Annotated in this window: 16 protein-coding genes; 4 read left to right on the top strand and 12 right to left on the bottom strand. The window is 56.6% G+C overall.

Going from position 1 to position 18,121, the window contains the following annotated elements; all coding sequences use genetic code 11:
• Window positions 1-361: 361 nt before the first annotated feature.
• Both AC2FJV_RS10265 and AC2FJV_RS10260 read right to left on the bottom strand, forming a co-directional pair.
• Window positions 362-2,383: a DEAD/DEAH box helicase gene (locus AC2FJV_RS10265; protein ID WP_496693766.1), complete on the bottom strand. Its 2,022-nt coding sequence runs from the start codon at window positions 2,381-2,383 to the stop codon at window positions 362-364.
• A 410-nt stretch (window positions 2,384-2,793) separates the two neighbouring features.
• Window positions 2,794-3,957 (bottom strand): ATP-binding protein, encoded by a 1,164-nt coding sequence (locus AC2FJV_RS10260; RefSeq protein WP_496713621.1) that lies wholly within the window; start codon window positions 3,955-3,957, stop codon window positions 2,794-2,796.
• 335 nt (window positions 3,958-4,292) lie between these two features.
• Between AC2FJV_RS10260 and speD the strand changes: the two genes are divergently transcribed.
• A complete protein-coding gene (speD, locus tag AC2FJV_RS10255) occupies window positions 4,293-4,694 on the top strand; it encodes an adenosylmethionine decarboxylase (RefSeq protein WP_496713619.1) in 402 nt (133 codons plus the stop codon).
• Here speD and AC2FJV_RS10250 read toward each other — a convergent pair.
• The 5 genes from AC2FJV_RS10250 to AC2FJV_RS10230 are packed head-to-tail and all read right to left on the bottom strand — an operon-like array spanning window position 4,665 to window position 8,420.
• Window positions 4,665-6,206, bottom strand: coding sequence for a polyamine aminopropyltransferase (locus tag AC2FJV_RS10250; RefSeq protein ID WP_496713617.1), 1,542 nt, complete (start codon window positions 6,204-6,206; stop codon window positions 4,665-4,667). The two genes, speD and AC2FJV_RS10250, sit on opposite strands and share 30 nt — an antisense overlap.
• Entirely contained in the window at window positions 6,203-6,427 is a 225-nt protein-coding gene (locus tag AC2FJV_RS10245) for a DUF350 domain-containing protein (protein ID WP_142636390.1), read from the bottom strand. The genes AC2FJV_RS10250 and AC2FJV_RS10245 overlap by 4 nt, the downstream gene beginning before the upstream one ends.
• A gap of 10 nt (window positions 6,428-6,437) precedes the next feature.
• Window positions 6,438-6,602, bottom strand: a complete 165-nt coding sequence (locus tag AC2FJV_RS10240) for a hypothetical protein (protein ID WP_496689284.1) — start codon at window positions 6,600-6,602, stop codon at window positions 6,438-6,440.
• A gap of 1 nt (window position 6,603) precedes the next feature.
• Entirely contained in the window at window positions 6,604-7,905 is a 1,302-nt protein-coding gene (locus tag AC2FJV_RS10235) for a DUF4178 domain-containing protein (protein WP_496713615.1), read from the bottom strand.
• A complete protein-coding gene (locus AC2FJV_RS10230) occupies window positions 7,902-8,420 on the bottom strand; it encodes a DUF4178 domain-containing protein (protein WP_496713613.1) in 519 nt (172 codons plus the stop codon). Before AC2FJV_RS10230 ends, AC2FJV_RS10235 begins: the two co-directional genes overlap by 4 nt.
• Here AC2FJV_RS10230 and AC2FJV_RS10225 point away from each other — a divergent pair.
• Window positions 8,413-8,691, top strand: a complete 279-nt coding sequence (locus tag AC2FJV_RS10225; protein ID WP_496708006.1) for a hypothetical protein — start codon at window positions 8,413-8,415, stop codon at window positions 8,689-8,691. The genes AC2FJV_RS10230 and AC2FJV_RS10225 overlap by 8 nt on opposite strands.
• Here AC2FJV_RS10225 and arcC read toward each other — a convergent pair.
• The 5 genes from arcC to AC2FJV_RS10200 are packed head-to-tail and all read right to left on the bottom strand — an operon-like array spanning window position 8,688 to window position 14,634.
• Window positions 8,688-9,620 carry a carbamate kinase gene (gene arcC / locus AC2FJV_RS10220; RefSeq protein WP_281972893.1) on the bottom strand — a complete coding sequence of 311 codons (933 nt, stop codon included), beginning with the start codon at window positions 9,618-9,620 and terminating at the stop codon, window positions 8,688-8,690. The genes AC2FJV_RS10225 and arcC overlap by 4 nt on opposite strands.
• Before the next feature lie 3 nt (window positions 9,621-9,623).
• The gene (gene argF / locus AC2FJV_RS10215) at window positions 9,624-10,625 is read right to left on the bottom strand and encodes an ornithine carbamoyltransferase (protein WP_142636395.1); all 1,002 of its coding nucleotides are present in this window, start codon (window positions 10,623-10,625) and stop codon (window positions 9,624-9,626) included.
• A 29-nt stretch (window positions 10,626-10,654) separates the two neighbouring features.
• On the bottom strand, window positions 10,655-11,884 hold the full coding sequence (locus tag AC2FJV_RS10210) for an arginine deiminase (protein ID WP_142636397.1): 1,230 nt from the start codon (window positions 11,882-11,884) through the stop codon (window positions 10,655-10,657).
• The gene (locus AC2FJV_RS10205) at window positions 11,881-13,218 is read right to left on the bottom strand and encodes an amino acid permease (protein WP_496713611.1); all 1,338 of its coding nucleotides are present in this window, start codon (window positions 13,216-13,218) and stop codon (window positions 11,881-11,883) included. Before AC2FJV_RS10205 ends, AC2FJV_RS10210 begins: the two co-directional genes overlap by 4 nt.
• Window positions 13,219-13,227: 9 nt before the next feature.
• Window positions 13,228-14,634: a YfcC family protein gene (locus AC2FJV_RS10200; protein ID WP_496713609.1), complete on the bottom strand. Its 1,407-nt coding sequence runs from the start codon at window positions 14,632-14,634 to the stop codon at window positions 13,228-13,230.
• A gap of 426 nt (window positions 14,635-15,060) precedes the next feature.
• Between AC2FJV_RS10200 and AC2FJV_RS10195 the strand changes: the two genes are divergently transcribed.
• Together AC2FJV_RS10195 and AC2FJV_RS10190 are read left to right on the top strand one after the other, a co-directional pair.
• A complete protein-coding gene (locus tag AC2FJV_RS10195) occupies window positions 15,061-16,800 on the top strand; it encodes a type I secretion system permease/ATPase (protein ID WP_416383920.1) in 1,740 nt (579 codons plus the stop codon).
• On the top strand, window positions 16,800-18,116 hold the full coding sequence (locus tag AC2FJV_RS10190; RefSeq protein ID WP_496713607.1) for an HlyD family type I secretion periplasmic adaptor subunit: 1,317 nt from the start codon (window positions 16,800-16,802) through the stop codon (window positions 18,114-18,116). The genes AC2FJV_RS10195 and AC2FJV_RS10190 overlap by 1 nt, the downstream gene beginning before the upstream one ends.
• Window positions 18,117-18,121: the final 5 nt, after the last annotated feature.

Below are 18,121 nucleotides of genomic sequence, written 5' to 3'. Positions count from 1 at the left end.
GTCGAGAGGCAGTTACATCTGCCTCTCGACAATTACAGACATGGGTTTCGATCTGTCCGCGAAACTTTCCTCGTTCTGATGTGAAGTTTGCTAAACTTTCTGGGATCAAACGAATACGAAAGAACCTCTGCCTAATGGTTTCCACCAGCATCTCTGCTACCCGCGTGGTACAGCAACTGGATAGGCTTGTCGGCTCTCCATGGTGAGCCTCTCACACAATCTCGACCCGTGAACCAAAGGTACATTGTGGGGGATAGTCCGATCCTGGTCGTGATGGAGCGGTTTCTTTCGCCCATGCCTTCCATTGTCCCTTAAAGGTAATGCCCAAAGCCAAAAAACCAGGTTCGGAATGGAATGCAGGCTAAGTCTTCCGCCGTTTCGGGACAGAATCGCCACCTTTTGTAGATTTGGCCGCTGCGACTCGCGCTCGGTTCTTCTTGCTGCTTGACTTACCTTTGGGTGGAGGCGGACCCTTTGATGCTGTTCGGGCAGATTTGATATCGCCGCCTTTGGCTTCAGATTTACCGCCCTTACGTGCCTTTGGCTTTGCACCAACCGGTTTGAACAAGGCATCTGCCTCGTCTTTCGAAGCACGCTGGCGTTCTACTTTGGCTGATTTGACGGCCCTTGTGGAACGTTCTGCAGGGCTGGAAGGTGCCCGGCCCTCGGGTTCAGGCTTGCGACGTCCATAGGTTGCAGTGCCGCTCCGTTCGGTCGGAGTCGTATCTCGTTTGCTCGTAATCGGTTTGCCTTTTTGCTTTCCGATGGGCTTGGTCCGGCCAGTTGCAGCAAAGTCCGGTGCCGTGTCCAGACGCACGAGATTCTTGACCTTTTCGATCTTCATCTCGGGCCCAACGGCTGTCAGAAACCCTTCGACGCTGGGCTCACGGATCTCGAAATAGGTCACATCATCGGCAATCCGGATGGCCCCAATGTCATCCTTCGTCAGATTGCCTGACTTGCAGATCATCGGCAGCATATAACGCGGCGACGCATTTTGATTGCGCCCCTCGGACAGCGAAAACCAGACGCTGGGGCCAAAGGCCGCGCGCGGTTTCTGGCTTTGCTGATCGACCGTCGACAACTCTTCTGGCGCGGAATGACGCAGCTTGTACTGCCGCAGGTAAGCTGCTGCAATCTGCTCAGGGGTAAAGCTTTCTACCATTTTCTGAACTGCTGCGCGTTCACTTTCCGTGATCTCTGCTTGCCAGTCATCCGATGCGAACATCCTCACCTGATCGCGTTCGGTCACCTCTTCGGCTGACGGGGCTGTCCCCCAATCGGCGGTCAGCTTGGCGAATTTCAGAATACGTTCCGCCTTTTTCCGCGACGCGGGTGCAACCACTAGTGCGCTAACGCCCTTGCGTCCGGCCCGGCCTGTTCGACCCGAGCGGTGCAGCAGTGTTTCATGGCTGTTTGGCAGTTCCGCATGGACCACCAAATCAAGGTTAGGCAAATCAATACCGCGGGCGGCAACATCCGTTGCCACACAGACCCTGGCACGCCCATCGCGCATGGCCTGCAAGGCGTTCGAGCGTTCGCTCTGGGTCAATTCTCCGGATAGGGCGACGACCGAAAAGCCCCGGTTTGACAGGCGCGCGGTCAGACGTGACACCATCGCGCGGGTATTGCAGAACACGATGGCGTTCGGCGCCTCATAATAGCGCAACACATTGATAATTGCATTCTCGCCGTCGCGCGGGCCGACCAACATAGCACGATAATCGATATCGGCGTGCTGCGTCTTTTCGCTGACGGTGCTCACACGTTCTGCATCGCGCTGATACCGTGTCGCCAGATTGGCAATCGCACGTGGGACAGTGGCAGAAAACAGCAAAGTCTGACGGTCTGATGGTGTTTCATCCAGAATGAATTCCAGATCCTCTCGGAACCCGAGATCCAACATCTCGTCGGCCTCATCAAGAACCACGGCGCGAATGGCCGTCAGGTCGATCGAGCCCCGCATGATATGATCCCGCAGCCGTCCCGGAGTGGCAACAACAATATGCGCGCCACGCGCCAACGCGCGACGTTCATCCCGAATATCCATGCCTCCGACGCAGGACGCCAGAAACGCGCCCGCATCGGCGAACAACCAGCTCAGTTCACGCTTTACCTGCAGCGCCAGTTCCCTTGTTGGTGCTACAACAAGTGCCAGCGGTGCGCCCGAGGTTTCGAAAGTCTCAGCGTCACCCAAAAGTCGCGGCGCAATCGCCAGACCGAATCCGATGGTTTTACCCGATCCGGTTTGGGCCGAAACCAGCATATCCTTCCCCTCCAGTTCGGGCCGGGTTACAGCCTGCTGAACTTGGGTTAAGGTGTCATAGCCCTTGCGAGCCAGCGCATTTGCAATGGTTTGTTTCACAGCGGTGGTTCTTTTCATCGGTCAGGAGATGGGATTGTGCGGTATTGCAATCAATGCATCATCCATGGGTAAAGACAGCCCCTTAACGAGTGTCTTGACTATTGTATAGCCACGAACCGGGGCAGATGCGCTGAAAATCCCGTATCCTGCCCATACTGCTCCCTTTCAGTAGCGGCTTGAGACCCTCGCCGCTTTCGGTTCAATTTGTTGAGACGCGGCAGAAGCGCAGGCTTGGAATAATCAAAACAGGCGTTTTTCTGTAGAGCTTTCAACCGTCTGTAAACCAGCTGTCCCTGTCGGGCTGGCGGTCAACGTGACTACTCCTTCGGGAAATCTACTACAAGCAGTCGGATTCGATAGCTTCTACGACCACGTTTTCTTCGAATTTAGGGCATGACGTTGAGCCAATGGCGCGGTCCCTCTTGCGTCTATGCAGACGCCAGCCGTTTCATTGCGCTCATGAGAGGCATAGCTCGCACACCTCCCTGCCCCGGCACTTCCTTGTCGTTGGCATAGACAAGGATGCGCTCTGAGACGTCCAATTCTTCTGTCGCGATGTGAAACCCACGCGTGACCTTCGCTGATGTCGTCCGCTTGATCTCTATGGCCCAGAGGCCGCCGCGGGGAAGTTTCAACATCAAATCCACCTCAGCCCCTGCTGAAGAGCGATAGAAGCTTGCTTCTGTTCCGCGCGGTGCCGCGGCGATCAGGTTTTCGATGCAGAACCCTTCCCAACTGCCGCCGACAACCGGATGCCCAAGCAGGTCTTCCGGTGTTTCGATCCCAAGAAGTGCATGGGCCAGCCCGGAATCGCGAATATAAACCTTGGGAGATTTGACCAAACGTTTTCCGGCATTGGAATGCCATGGCTGCAAACGGCGCACCAGCATCAGGTCGACCAGCAAATCAAGATAGCGCGCAACGCTCTGGCCCGATACGCCAAGGTTTCCCGCGAGTTTTGCCGCGTTGAGTAGCCCGCCCTGTTCATGGGCAAGCATCGTCCAAAACCGGCGCAGTGTTTCCGCTGGAATGCGCAACCCAAAAGCCGGAACATCGCGTTCCAGATAAGTGCGGATGAAATCCTCGCGCCATGCCAGGCTGGTTTTGTCGTTCTTGGTAAGGAAGCTATCTGGAAACCCACCCCGCAACCACAGCGCAGAGATCGAGTCCACTCCGGTTTCCGACAAAATGAAAGGCGTCAGCTCGTGATAGCTGACCCGGCCAGCCAAGGATTCTGCGCTTTGGTGCAGAAGCGTGTTCGAGGCCGACCCCAGCAGCAGGAATTGCCCAGTCCGATACCCTTGTCTTCGTCGTCGGTCGATCTGACCGCGTAATGCCTTAAACAGGCCCGGCATAAGCTGAACTTCATCGATCACCACCAGGCGCCCAACCTGCTCGTCGAGATAGAGGTCTGGCTCTTCGAGCACCTGGCGATCAGCAGATCTCTCCATATCAAGATAGACAGCGTCACGGCTTTCAGCGATATCCTGCGCGAGAGTTGTCTTCCCAACTTGCCGCGGCCCAAGCAGGACTACGCCCGCCTGGTTCTCGAGAGAGTCTTCGACTGACTTTCTATCACCGCGCTTGATCATACCTTGCATTTATTCCATTTGGTGGAAGATTTACAAGGATAAAATTCCAAATTACTGTCCAGTGAAACCCTATCGTCTCGGCCCTTCACCCCAAAACCATGACACGCAAGTCTGGACCTTAGGTCGAGCATAATCGTGGAAAGCTGCGTCCCATTTGATCAAGAGAAAATAGAACCTGAGTACGTTCTTCTTTCTTAACTATTAAATTTGAAGAGTCCTCTTTGCGTCCCTCAATTTCATTTCCATTGCCCTGAAGGGCGAAGCCAACTAGGTACTTGCCGCGCACAAACCCCTAAGAATCTGCGAAAAATCAAATCGCAGAAAGGACCAGGATCATGACCATACCAGCAATCAAAAACGCTGACACAGGCACGCTGGCTGGCTCGGGAATGCATATTCTGGTCGATCATTACGGCAGCCTATACCTAACCGACGTTATGCGCATCGAAGAGGCACTGACCCGCGCGGCGCGGGAGGCTGGCGCAACGATACTGTCGGGCAAGTTCCACAAATTTGGCGGGCATGGCGGTGTGACCGGAGTGTTGTTGCTGGCAGAATCCCATATCTCGATCCACACTTGGCCGGAAAATGATTATGCCGCCATCGACATCTTCATGTGTGGCACAACGCAACCGGACAAAGCGGTCGCATATCTTGAGAAGCACCTGCGCCCTGCCCGAGTTGAAATTACGCGCGTCAACCGCGGTTTACTGGAACCAGTAGTCCCAACCGTCTAAGTAATATCCCATCAATGCGTGCGATTGCAGTGTATTAGGTTCGGCATCGACCCGGTCGGTATCACCGCCAAAAATCTGTGCCGCGCGCCAAACATCATCGTCGAGATAGCTCAACCCATCCGGCAGTTCGATTCTACGGTCGGTCAATGGTTCAAATGTAGCCAGAACAAACCCCCATTCGCCGAAGCTCGGCACGTAGCTGTGATAGGGAACCGCCTGCAGTCCCCGCCCGGGCCTTTGCGGATTGCGGCTGCTCTCGATCGTTTCGGCCACCGACCAAAAGGCCTGCCGAGCAAAGAACGGTGATCCGGCCTGGGTGACAAAGACCCCCTGCCCGCTTAGCCGTTCGGCCAGCAAGCCGTAGAATTGCTTGGTGTATAACCGGGACAAGGCAATGGATTTGGGGTCTGGCAGATCAATGATCACCACGTCGTAAATCTGGGTTTCCCGCTCCAGAAACCTCCAGGCGTCTTCGTTGACAACCGTCACGCGCGGGTCGCTGAGAGCATTGTCGTTCAGCTTGGACAGATCTGGATGGTCGCGAAACAACTGCGTCACACGCGGATCAAGATCCACCAGCGTCACGGATTGCACCTCGGGATAGCGCAGCACCTCGCGCGCGGCCATGCCGTCTCCACCCCCAAGGATCAGGATGTCACGCGCGCGTGGTGCAAGGGCCATGGCCGGATGCACAAGTGGCTCGTGATAGCGGTGTTCGTCAAGGGAATCGAACTGGATCGAATGATCCAGAAACAGGCGCACCCGGTCGCGGTACCGGGTGACGGTGATCTGCTGATACGGCGTGGCCTCGGACAGGATGACATCATCCTCGAACAGCTCAGCCTCGGTGACCGAGACCAGCCGCTCGGACTGCCACAACGCGCCCAGTGTTGCCACAAAGGCCACCGCCCAAACCGCAACCTGGACTCGCGTGGCCCATTCCCGAAATACCAGCAGGGACAGGCCTGCGACGGCGAGGTTCAGCCCTCCGAAGGCCAGGCTGGCAGACATCAACCCCAGATATGGGATTACCAGCAGTGGAAAGGCCAGCGAGGCGACCAGCGCACCGATGTAGTCGACGCTCAGCACGTTTTCGAAACGGAATTTCAGCGCCCCAATCTGTTCCAGAACGCGGGCGATTAAAGGGATTTCCATCCCCGACAGGATACCAATGGCAATCAAGGCGCCGTAAAGCGGCAAGGCCACCTGCCCCATCCACGCGTAGTTCAGAAACAGCACCGGCGCCAAAAACCCGCCGACAATGCCCAGTAGGATCTGCGCCCAGACAAATCCGGAAAACGCATCCGAGACAAAGCGCGATAGCCAGGCCCCGACCCCCATTGCTGACAGAAAGATACCAATCACCAACGAGAACTGGCGGACGGAGTCCCCCAGCAGATAACTCGAAAGAGTGGCTGCAATCAGCTCATAGATCAGACCGGCGACAGCCACCAGAAAGGTGGCCAGCAACAACCACGCGGCACGCGCCTCAACCGCGCGGGGCTGGGTCATGACAGGATGACGGCCGCGATGATGATGGACACCGCCACAAATAGCAGCCCGATCAGGATCGCCAACGCGATATTCTGATCTTTTTCAATCTCGTGCACGACCGAGAAGGGCGTCATCCAGTCGATCACCTTCCACACGACCCACATCAGCGTCACGCCCAGAAGGGTGTAAAAGATTGTGCTGATGATCTCTGCAATCTGAATTGCTGCTATATAGTCCATTGATTCCTCACTATTTTATCCGATTTGACCGATAGTACCCGCCGCCACCGCTGCCGACCCGAACCGAAGTGTCCAAGTCACGGCTTTCGGCCCAATACCCATGCCACGAGACATAACCTGTGGCAGCCACGGCCAGGGTCGAAATGACGATGAAAATGATCCTGAAAGCTGTCACTCTAATCCTCATCTACCCAATCAGTTCCCGACCACCGGGCGCGTTGATGAATCCATTTGCGCCCGAACTGGAACAGGAACAGCGCTCCAAAAACCCCGGCCAGCGCAAATGCCCAGAGACCACTGGACAGTCCGGTTTTGACACTGACTTGCAACTGGCTGAACGGCTGCCCGGGCACATGATCTGCGCCCTGTCCGTTCCAAAGCCCCTGCTCTGGCACGTCCAGTGCCAATGTGTAATCACCCGTGCGATCTGGCCGAAACGTCAGGCTCGCAAATTTGCTGCCTTCACGCCATGTGCCGTCCGAGTCGCGACCGGTGTAATATTCGATTGTTCGACCCGCCTGGAACACCGGCTCTCCGTCCGGATCAAGCATCTCGATGTCCAGATAGATCCAACTGTTTTCAACATTGCCCGAAAAGGTAACGTTCGTCAGTTGGCTATTGGCTTCAAGCGGGATTGTGATCTCGGCGGGGAAGTCGCCACGTTTTAGCGCCTGACGCTCTATCGCCCTCTCACCTGATCGTTGAGAGAAGGAGACCGCCATCACAAGACAGAGGATCGTAAACACGAATGATACGACCAGCAAAAATCTATAGTTTGGGCCCTCGATGAAAGGTTGCAGCGGATGCACCCGATGTGGGTTCAGGTTCAATGAAACCCCAAAAGCTGCTTCGGCCTGCTGTTTCGAAACATAGAACAAGCGATAGGTCTCACGCTCGGACCCAGTGGTTGAAAACCCCAGCATCGCCGTATCAGACATCGCTGAAATCGTCGTTGTCTTTTCGCCCAGTGAAGGCGTCCAGGTGAATTCGCCCTCGACATAGGTGACCGCGCTTGTGGTGGTCTCGTAATACACAAAGCGCCCATCCTCGGTCGTCACAGAGGGAGGAGATTCCGCTGTCTCAACCCACCGCTCCGACATCCAGGCCGATCCGCGATAGCGTCTGGAAAACACCAGATGCCCCGCCTCAAGCGTTAGCCAGGCATAGCCGTGAGTTGGCGAATAGAGCTGATGGTCTATCCATTGATAGACCCGTCCGCCCCAGCGTTCGGCATGCTCGATCAGACCGATTATGGTGAACTCAGCACCATACAACGACCCACTCATCCCAATCGAAAGCGGGGTTTCCGGGCGTTTCTGATCCTTGAACTGGCGTAGAGTCCGGTAGTTGTTCTGTGCATCCAGTTCGGCCCCGCAATAGGAACAGATCTGCACGATCACCCTGCCCCCGCCCAGCACATCCAGACCGGCGCCGCAGCAGGTGCAGTTGATCGAAAGAAGACTTGGATCTCGGGTCATGGCTGCCGCTGAACCTTCACGTCAAATGCGTCGTACCACCGACCGTAGAACCAGATCGCATGACCCGGCCAGAATTCGCCGGACAACAGTGCCTCATCCCCGGCGGATGCGTTCACGAACTCATGGCTTTCCCCGACCTTTAGCACCTCATCGAACTGTCCACGCAGGGCGATACATTCGGCATGTTCAACTTCGGTAACCGTGAATGTGGCCGCGTCGAAATCCAGCGTTTCGCCCAGCTTGAACGGAGGCATGAATTTCGGCGTGTCCTTTTCGGTCAAGCGTTTCTGCCGAACGACATCTCCCTCATCGAGCGATATCCAGCAGGTGCGGCCATCACCATCGACACCGCAGAACTCATCCCAGAACCCCCGCCCGTAGGAATAGCGCGCATGACCAAGAATCAATGTCGACGTTCGACCCAGTTGCACTTGATCGCCTATCCCAAACAAAAGCGGTGCATCGTGCATCTCACCCTGCTGGCCCGCCGATTGAACCTGGACATCATTGATCATCAACGTCGTACCGCAGGACGCACAGGTGGCAACCTTTATCCCTTTCAGCGCAATCGGGGTTTGCGCACCGCAGTTTGGACAGTTCAAAGTCTTCATGCTTTCAAGTCGCGCAAAGAAAATGAAAGTTCAAGCCGTTATTGGTTCTGGAGAATACACGTCCGGTGCCGCCTCGCCCTTGTTGCCAGAATTCAAACAGAACCACTTAGGTGGAACTGAACATGCTGGCGGTTCTGTTAGAAGTGCCGTCAGCCCCAGCAATCATCTGAGTTAGTCGTGAAATAGGATTTCAGCTGCGTCTTTGCTTATGGTTGTGCCCTTCCTGCCCGCAACGATATCCGCCAGATCGGCCAGTGCGCCGATGGCTGCGGATTTGCCGGTAAGCCGCGCAAACTGGGCGGCGGCCTCGACCTTTGGGCCCATCGAACCGGCAGCGAAATTGAACTTGGCCATGGCCTTTGGTGAGGCGGCTTTTATGCCACGCTGAGTATCGGTACCCCAGTCCAGATAGGCACAATCAGCATCCGTTGCCGAAATGAACAAATCGGCCCCGACCTCTCGGGCCAGCAGCTCCGAGGCCAGATCCTTGTCGATCACCGCTTCTATCCCCTCCAGATAACCCGGAGAAGTATAGGCCGTGGGAATGCCACCGCCACCGGCACAGATCACCACGGTTTGCCGTTCCAGCAGCCATTTAATCGGCCTGATTTGAAAAATCCGTTTCGGCAGCGGAGAGGCAACAACCCGTCGCCATTTGTCACCATCCGCACGAATTTGCCAGCCCTTGTCGGTGGCCAATCGTTCAGCCTCGGGTTTGTCATATACCGGACCGATGAATTTTGTGGGGTCGTCAAAGGCGGGATCCTTGGCATCGACCTCAATCATGGTCAGCAGCGTGGCCAGAGGCGTCTCGGGCGGCAGACGGTTGCCCAGCTCTTGCTCGATCATATAGCCGATCATGCCCTCGGTTTCCGCCCCAAGCACGTCCAGCGGATAGGCCTCATCCGGTTTATAGGCGTTGCCCTGTAGGGCCAGTAATCCCACCTGAGGGCCATTCCCGTGGGTCACAATCAACTCGTTCCCCTCGGCAATGGTGGCCAGCGCCTGCGCGGCGATGGCCGTGTTTTCACGCTGGTTCTCGGCAGTCAGGGCCTGACCCCGCCGCAGCAGCGCATTGCCCCCAAGGGCGACGACGATGCGCATGACTCAGGCCCCCAGAGTGGCGACCAGAACGGCCTTGATTGTGTGCATTCGGTTTTCGGCCTGTTCGAACTGAATACCGGCGGGGCTTTCGAATACCTCTTCGGTGACCTCCATTTCGGTGATGCCGAATTTCTCGTGGATGTCTTCGCCCACTTTAGTCTCGGTATTGTGAAAGGCGGGCAGGCAATGCATGAATTTGACGTTTGGATTGTTTGCCGCTGCCATTAACGCGCTGTTGACCTGATAGGGGGTCAGCTGCTTGATCCGGCTGTCCCAGACCTCTGGTGCTTCGCCCATCGAGACCCAGACATCGGTGTGGATGAAATCCACGCCATCCACGGCGGCCGCAGGATCATCGGTGATGGTCAGCGTCGCGCCGTAACGCGCGGCGGCTTCTTCTGCCGGACCGCGGAATTCGTCGGACGGCCACAGATCACGTGGGGCGGCGATGCGGACGTCCATCCCCATCATGCAGCCCGCGATCATCAGCGAATGGCCCATATTGGACCGCCCGTCGCCCACATAGGCGTATTTGATGTCATGCAGGGGCTTTTCTCCATATTCCTGCATGGTCAGCAGATCGGCCAGCATCTGGGTCGGGTGGAACTCATCGGTCAGCCCGTTATAGACCGGCACGCCCGCATTGGCGGCCAGAGTTTCCGCCAGTTCCTGCCCAAAGCCGCGATATTCGATGCCGTCGAACATGCGACCCAGCACGCGGGCAGTGTCCTTCATGCTTTCCTTATGCCCGATCTGTGATCCCGAGGGGCCGAGATAGGTGACGCCAGCCCCCTGATCCATCGCGGCCACTTCAAAAGCGCACATGGTCCGGGTCGAGGATTTTTCGAAGATCAGGCAGATGTTCTTACCCTTCAGATGCTGGATTTCAGACCCCGCATATTTTGCGCGTTTCAGATCGCGCGACAGGTCCAGCAAATAACGCAGCTCGCGCTGGTCGAAATCGAGCAGTTTCAGGAAGCTGCGGCCCTTGATGTTAAATGCCATTGGTCAATCTCCTTTTTCAGTAATCGGGTTCAATAATCCACGGGGTCACGCCAGATCGGGCAGGTCATGCAATGCCCGCCGCCTCGTCCACGCCCCAGTTCCGAGCCCGAGATCGTGATCACCTCGACCCCCGCCTTGCGCAGCAGCGTGTTGGTATAGGTGTTGCGGTCATAAGCGACGACCACGCCGGGCTCTAACGCCACCACGTTGTTGCCGTCGTCCCACTGCTCGCGTTCCTGATTGAATGCGTCTCCGCCGGTCTGCACGATGTTCAGAGATTTGATCCCCAGACATTCGGCGGCCACATCGAACAGATGTTTGTCATCGCGCCGGAAGTCGATCGTGTCCTCTTTGTTTCCGGGGCGCAGGCTGATGCACTGGATGTCGTTACAGACATCAACATAGGCAGTCGCGGTCTCGCGGTCGCAATGGCTGAACACTGTATCCAGATGCATAGCCGCGCGGCTGCGGGGCATCTGACAGGCAACAACCCTCTCCGCCGCGCCTTTGGCAAACAGAGCGCGGGCAACCTGACCAACCGCCTGCGGACTGGTACGTTCGCCCATGCCGATCAACACACTGCCATTGCCCCAGGGCATGACATCACCGCCTTCGACCGTGGCCGCGCCGTGATCCTTGTCTGGGTCACCCCACCAGATCTCGAAATCTGCGTCGCGGAACTCGGGGTGGAACTTGTAGATCGCGGTCACCAACAGGGTTTCGGGGCGCCGCGCCGGCCAGTACATCGGGTTGACCGTAACGCCGCCATAGATCCAGCAACTGTTGTCACGAGTGAACTGCGTATTTGGAATCGGTGGGATCACAAAGCCCAATGGCCCCAGATAGCTGCCGAACATACCTGAGGGTTTGAACGGCATATCTTCGACCGCGATGCCTCCGATCAGATATCTGGCCAGATCCTTGGCCGCCATCTCATCCAACCAGCCGCGCAGCTCATTCAGCATACCGACGCCCACCTGATTTTCGGTAATGCGGCGGTCCAGAACCCAATTACGGGCTCCCTTGTCCTTCAGCGTTTCTGCAAGCAGCGTCTGGAATTCTAGAACCTGAACCCCGCGATCCTCCATCTTCATGCGGAAATCGGCATGGTCAGAGCGGGCTTTGTGCACCCAAAGGACATCGTCATAAAGCAACTCTGCCGCATTGCCAGGGGTCAGGCGGGAATGGGCCAGACCCGGTTCGCAGACCATCACCTTTCGAAGTTTCCCAATCTCGGAATGTGCGCCAAATCCAGTCATGATATCTCCTTTGATGTAATCGCGCCGGACTGCCAACGCAGCCAGACATGGATGGGCAACCCAGCCAACAGCAAAAGGACGCCCCAGAAAACGACGTCTTTTCCAGCGCCGAAGATCGCCCAGAATGAATAGACAAAACCGAGACCCGCCAGCACAAAGGCCTGCGGTGGCAGGCGGGTGCGTTCTTTGCGTTTTGCGCGGATCATAATCTCGGCACCTGCGCACAGCAGGTAGGGAACCAGCGTGGATAGGGTGGCCAACAGAATGATGAATTCAAACTGTTCAGCCAGGGATCGGGTATAGTTCATAGCGATCAGAGCGCTGGCGAGCAGGCTTGAGGAGATCAGGCCAAATGTCGGCGTACCAGTCCGTGACACCCGGGCAAAACCGGCCGGGAACAACCCGTCACGCGCCGCGCCCAGTGGCACTTGCCCGGTCAGCAGCACAAATCCGTTGAGCGTGCCGAAGGTCGAAACGCAGGCCCCGACCGCGATGAATACCGCACCGCCAAACCCCCACATCACATGCGCAACATCCGCCAGCGGTGCGTTGCTTCCGGCCAGCGTGCCGGATGGTACTACCCCAAGCGCCACATAGGTCGTGGCGATATAGACCAATGCGGCAACACAGGTTCCGACAATCGTCGCAAGAGGGATCGTTTTGGTAGGGTTCCTGACATCGCCCGCCGGAACCGTTGCGGATTCGAGCCCCACAAATGCCCAAAGCGTCAACGCCGCGCAGGCCGAGATCGCCGATATGTTCGGCATACCGCTGAGGTTAACCGGCCGGAAGTTTTCAGGTTGGACATGAGCCAGGCCCAGCAGGATCAGCACCAGCAGCGGGGACAGCTTCATCACCGTGGTCACCACTTGCACAATCCCGGCCTGCCGAACGCCGCGCAGATTGACCCAGGTGAGCAGCCAAATCGCACCAAGTGAGACCGCCAATCCCGCGAGCGCAGTTTCCCCGATGGCGGGTACCATAAAGCTGAGATAGCCAGCAAAGGCGACGGCAACGGCGGCATTCCCAGACCACAGCGCGATCCAATAGCCCCAAGCAATCAGGAAACCGGCAAAATCACCAAAGCCCTCGCGCGCATAAGCGTATGGCCCGCCGGTATTGGAAGACAATCGCGCCAGCCGTCCAAAGATCAGGGCCAGCACAATCGCGCCACCTGCGGTCAGAACCCATCCCGCCATCGAGATTGGCCCGAACACGGCCAGAGAAGAGGGCAGCAGGAAAATACCGGACCCGATCATATTGCCCACCACCAGCGCGGTGCACATCCAGAACCCAAGGGTTCCTTTGGGTTTAGATCGGGTGTCGGTGGGCATAATGCGACCTCATGCCAACGCGGAAAGGCTGAGCCCGGCCATGATGATGATGATCAGGATCAGTAAAAGCGGCCACATGAACCTGAGCCAGCGTTCATAGGGCACACGCCCCAGGGCAAGCCCGCCCATGACCACCGCAAAGGTGGGGTTAATCAGGTTCACCAAACCGCTGGCTGACTGATAGGCCGTCACGACCAAAGACCGTTCTACGCCGGAAAAGTCTGCTAGCGGCGCCATGATCGGCATGGTCAGAACCGCCAGGCCCGAGGATGACGGGACGAGGAAGGACAACAGCCCCTGCAAGGCGAACATCGCATTGATAAAGGCCACTTTGCCCAAACCATCCACGGCACCTTCTGCCCAATACAAAATGGTATCGGTGATGTTTCCTGCGTCCATGACCACTACGATCCCGCGCGCGATCCCGATCACCAGCGCAACCCCCAGCAAATCCCGGGCACCGTCAACGAAGGTCGAGGTGAATTCCTCTTCCCCGATCCGTGCGATCAATCCCACGATTATCGAGGACACAATGAACAGGCCGGACATCTCGGCCATCCACCAGCCTCCTGCCGCGACACCCCAGATCATCACGCCAAAGCTGGCCGCAAAGATCAAAAGGATCAGCCCATGCATACTCGTAAAGGTCGGAGCTTCACCGCCCGTGCGGCCACCTTTGAGGAAATGCGCCTCATTGCTTTCGCGCTTGTCGGCAACGATGGACAGATCCGGATCGGCTTTGACCTTGGCTGCATATCGCATGACAAAGACCACACAGGCCAACCAGCATGCCAGCAACAGCGCAAAGCGCAGCATTATGCCATTGGTGAAGGGCACCCCCGCCGCATCCGAGGCGATGACTGTGGCAAACGGGTTAATCGTCGATCCCAGCGTGCCAACCCCCGCCCCCAGCATGATGATGGCCACACCCACTACCGCGTCATAGCGCGCGGCAATCATCACTGGGATAATCAGCGCGTAAAAAGCCAGTGACTCTTCGGCCATGCCATAGATTGTGCCCCCCGCAGCAAAGAAGGCCATCAAGATGGGGATCATCCATTTCTCGCGCCCCTTCAGACGCACCATTGCGCGCGCAATCCCGGCGTCAATCGCCCCGGTTCGCGTTACAACTCCCAAAAAACCGCCAATCACCAGCACAAAAAGTGCAACATCAATCGCCCGCGCTTCATAACTGACAGGGTCATAGAACCCCCCGATAGGGGCCAGTACGACATCATAGAACCCCTGCGGATTGGGCTCGACAACCTGATAGCTGCCCGGTACCGGAACATCGCGTCCCAGGGCTTCGTTAGCGACGCGGTCATATTGGCCAGCGGGAACAAACCAGGTTGCAATGGCGACCAGTGCTATCAACGCAAACAGAATTGTATATGCAGTTGGAAACTTGAGCTTCATGTCATCAAACTCCTAAAAGAGCTGAGATTGGGTTTCGAAACTTCCGGTCTCTTCATACAGTCTCAATATGAGATTTCTAAGGATGAATGACCCCGAGGCGACCTGAACGGTTCTACATGAACGCCATTCGCTGGCGCTGCGCATTGACCTGCATCAATAGAATTCAGGCTGACGCCGGATTCAGGTTCGTCAGTTTTTGCTTTCCTACAGATCGTAAGTTGCTCATCTGAGTGCAGCGGTTAGCACCTTGCGATCCATCGCCCCAGTCTGGCAGAAACCCGCTTGAGACTGTGGTGATCATGTTGACATATCAGCCCATTTCCCTGAACCGGTAAGTCGCACATTTGCATTAGGCTTACCAAAGGCTAATGTGCAAGAAATTAAGGCGCAAATGCCCGTATCGAACAGTAACCCAAGGCTAACAACGTGAGCTCTGAAATTCCCAGGTCCCTGCCTGCCAGACATGAGTTGCGCAAGGTGCGCAACAAGGGGCTGTCATTTCTGGCACTGGCCTTCCTGTTCAGCATCTTTGTCAACCTGCTGATGCTGACGGGGCCTTTATTCATGCTGCAGGTTTATGACCGGGTCCTTGCCTCTCGGGCGGTTGAAACCCTCACGGCGCTGTTTCTGATTGTCGCTCTATTATATAGCCTTATGGCCATGCTGGATTTTGCGCGAGGACGTATCGTTGCGCGGTTCGGAGCGAGGTTCCAGTCGCAACTGGACGAGCGGGTGTTCGAGGCAACGCTGCGAAAATCTCTTGTTCCGCAGGCCCGTGCAGCCCCAGCCACTGCCTTGCGCGACCTTGAGGCAATCCAGAACCTGTGTTCCTCACCTGTTTTGCTGGCCGTAATGGATATCCCCTGGACACCGGTTTTTCTGGCAGCAATCTTCCTATTCCACCCGATGCTTGGATGGCTTGCGGTTGCGGGTGGCGCGATCCTGATTGTCATCGCTCTGCTTAATCAGGCGCTCACTCATAGAAAGGTTGCCGCTGCACAGCAGGCCTCGGCGCGGGCAGGCTCATTCTCGGAACATGCCAGACAAGCCGCAGAAGTTGTCCGCTCGCAAGGAATGCAGCACGACATCTCGCAACGCTGGCTGACCCAGAGGACCGATGCGCTGAGACAGACCATCTCGGCCAGCGATTGGACCGGAAGCTTTACCTCATTAACCAAGTCGATGCGGCTGTTCTTGCAATCTGCCATGCTGGCATTGGGAGCTTTGCTGGTTTTAAGAAACGAACTGTCCCCTGGGGCAATGATTGCAGGGTCCATCCTGCTTGGGCGCGCATTGGCCCCGGTCGAGCAGGCGGTGGGCCAATGGGCATTGGTGGAGCGTGCGCGATCTGCGTGGATTTCACTGAACCGATTCCTGGACACCACCCCGCCCGAGCCGGACCGGACCAAATTGCCTGTACCAGATGCGCGCCTGATCGCCAAAGGACTGACCGTTGTACCACCCGGCGCCGATTTACCGACACTCAGGAACGTTTCACTGAAACTAGAACCGGGCAAAGCTTTGGGCGTGATCGGCAAAAGCGGGTCAGGAAAATCCACGCTTGCCAAGGCCCTGTTAGGATTGTGGAAACCGGCCGTTGGCGAAATCAGGCTTGGAGGCGCTACACTGGATCAATACGGGACTGATGATTTGGGCCAACACATCGGCTATCTGCCGCAGGAAGTCACTTTGTTCAACGGAACAGTGACCGAAAACATCGCCCGGATGTCCCAAAACCCGGATTCGGAAGCGGTCATCGCTGCAGCCAAGAAAGCCAAGGCTCATGACCTGATCCTGACATTGGAAAAGGGGTACGACACGTTTCTGGAAGGCAATGACAGTCAACTGTCGGGTGGCCAAAAGCAACGTATTGCTCTGGCGCGCGCTTTGTATGGAGATCCTGTCCTGCTGATCCTGGACGAGCCGAACTCGGCTCTGGATGCTGATGGCACTGAGGCATTGAACACCGCTATCCGAGAACTGAAGGCCGCGGGCAAATCAGCCATCATCATGACGCACCGACCACAGGCCATTTCGGAATGCGACGATCTTGCTGTTGTTGAAAATGGCCAGGTCGTGAAATCCGGCAGCCGCGATGAGGTGCTAAGCGCCATGGTTCAGAACGCAAATGCGATCAAAAAAGGTCTGGCACGGGTGGGTGAGTAATGCAAAAGCCCAATCATAATGAAACGCGCCCTGTTTGGCGCATTACATTTCCTGCTCTGGTCGGGTTTCTCGCACTGGCTATTTTAATCGGCGGGTTGGGCTTTTGGGCGGTGCAGACCAGGCTGGCAGGCGCCATTGTATCGCAGGGCGTCATCGAAGTTCAAAGCAACCGCCAGGTAGTCGAGCATCCAGACGGTGGCGTGGTCGGCGAGATTTTTGTGCGCGACGGTGATTCCGTCACCGGCGGCGACATTCTGTTACGTCTGGATGACACGTTTCTGACCTCGGAAAAGACCATCGTTGAGGCGCAGCTGTTTGAATTACTCGTCCGAAAGGCGCGGCTTCAGGCCGAACGCGATGGCACTGATCTGACTGTTTTGACATCCGCGCTGAACGACGTACAGAAACAAGAAGACATTGACCCTGAGCTGATCGCCGGCCAGCAACGCCTGTTCGAGGCACGTCTGAATACCCTAAATCAGCAGACTCAGCAGTTGAGCAAGCAACGCATTCAGATAGAAAGCGAGATCGAGGGCACCTTGGCGCAACTGGTCTCGCTGCGCCGTCAGGTCGATCTGATACAGGAGGAGCTGCAGGACCAGCAAAGCCTGCTTCAACGCGGCCTGACACAAGCCAGTCGGGTATCCGCCTTGCAACGCGAAGAAGCCAGCCTGACAGGTGAAATAGGCAGGCTCGAAGCGGCTGCCGCGCGGCTCAAAGGCCAAATCGCGGCAACCGAGATCAAGATTGTAGAACTGCAGGCGACACGCCGCGAAGAAGCAATCACCGCCTTACGCGATGCGCAATCGAAAATCGCCGAACTGTCTGAACGCAGGCTCTCGCTGGCTGTTCGTCTATCGCGGCTGGATATTAGGGCGCCGGTTTCCGGTACTGTCTATGGAAGCCAGGTGTTTGCACTGCATTCGGTTGTACAGCCGGCAGAACCGATGATGTATGTCGTACCACAGGAAATTCCTCTGCTGATCGCCGCTCGCGTAGATGCGATTCATGTGGACCAAGTATATATTGGGCAGCCCGCCCTCCTGCGATTTCCCGCCTTCAACCAACGCGAAACCCCCGAAATCGAAGGGCATGTTGTCACGATTTCTGCCGATACGTTCACTGATGAGAACACCGGACACACATTTTATCGCGCTGAAATGTTACCTGATGCCAACCAGATCGAGCGCCTGAACGGGCAACGTCTTGTACCCGGCATGCCAGTCGAAGCGATGATCAAGACGGACGAGCGATCCCCGTTTTCATATCTGATAAAACCGATGGCCGATTACTTTAACAGGGCCTTCCGGGAATAGATTCC

Source organism: Ruegeria sp. CDSA241, from assembly GCF_059611265.1.
Note: the sequence above shows the minus strand (reverse complement) of the source record. Positions and strands in the feature narration are given on the sequence as shown.

Bases quoted from the DNA above. Each gene is read 5' to 3' on its own strand.
- AC2FJV_RS10265 (WP_496693766.1), bottom strand. From the start codon at position 2,383: ATGAAAAGAACCACCGCTGTGAAACAAACCATTGCAAATGCGCTGGCT.
- AC2FJV_RS10260 (WP_496713621.1), bottom strand. From the start codon at position 3,957: ATGATCAAGCGCGGTGATAGAAAGTCAGTCGAAGACTCTCTCGAGAAC.
- speD (WP_496713619.1), top strand. From the start codon at position 4,293: ATGACCATACCAGCAATCAAAAACGCTGACACAGGCACGCTGGCTGGC.
- AC2FJV_RS10250 (WP_496713617.1), bottom strand. From the start codon at position 6,206: ATGACCCAGCCCCGCGCGGTTGAGGCGCGTGCCGCGTGGTTGTTGCTG.
- AC2FJV_RS10245 (WP_142636390.1), bottom strand. From the start codon at position 6,427: ATGGACTATATAGCAGCAATTCAGATTGCAGAGATCATCAGCACAATC.
- AC2FJV_RS10235 (WP_496713615.1), bottom strand. From the start codon at position 7,905: ATGACCCGAGATCCAAGTCTTCTTTCGATCAACTGCACCTGCTGCGGC.
- AC2FJV_RS10230 (WP_496713613.1), bottom strand. From the start codon at position 8,420: ATGATCAATGATGTCCAGGTTCAATCGGCGGGCCAGCAGGGTGAGATG.
- arcC (WP_281972893.1), bottom strand. From the start codon at position 9,620: ATGCGCATCGTCGTCGCCCTTGGGGGCAATGCGCTGCTGCGGCGGGGT.
- argF (WP_142636395.1), bottom strand. From the start codon at position 10,625: ATGGCATTTAACATCAAGGGCCGCAGCTTCCTGAAACTGCTCGATTTC.
- AC2FJV_RS10210 (WP_142636397.1), bottom strand. From the start codon at position 11,884: ATGACTGGATTTGGCGCACATTCCGAGATTGGGAAACTTCGAAAGGTG.
- AC2FJV_RS10205 (WP_496713611.1), bottom strand. From the start codon at position 13,218: ATGCCCACCGACACCCGATCTAAACCCAAAGGAACCCTTGGGTTCTGG.
- AC2FJV_RS10200 (WP_496713609.1), bottom strand. From the start codon at position 14,634: ATGAAGCTCAAGTTTCCAACTGCATATACAATTCTGTTTGCGTTGATA.
- AC2FJV_RS10190 (WP_496713607.1), top strand. From the start codon at position 16,800: ATGCAAAAGCCCAATCATAATGAAACGCGCCCTGTTTGGCGCATTACA.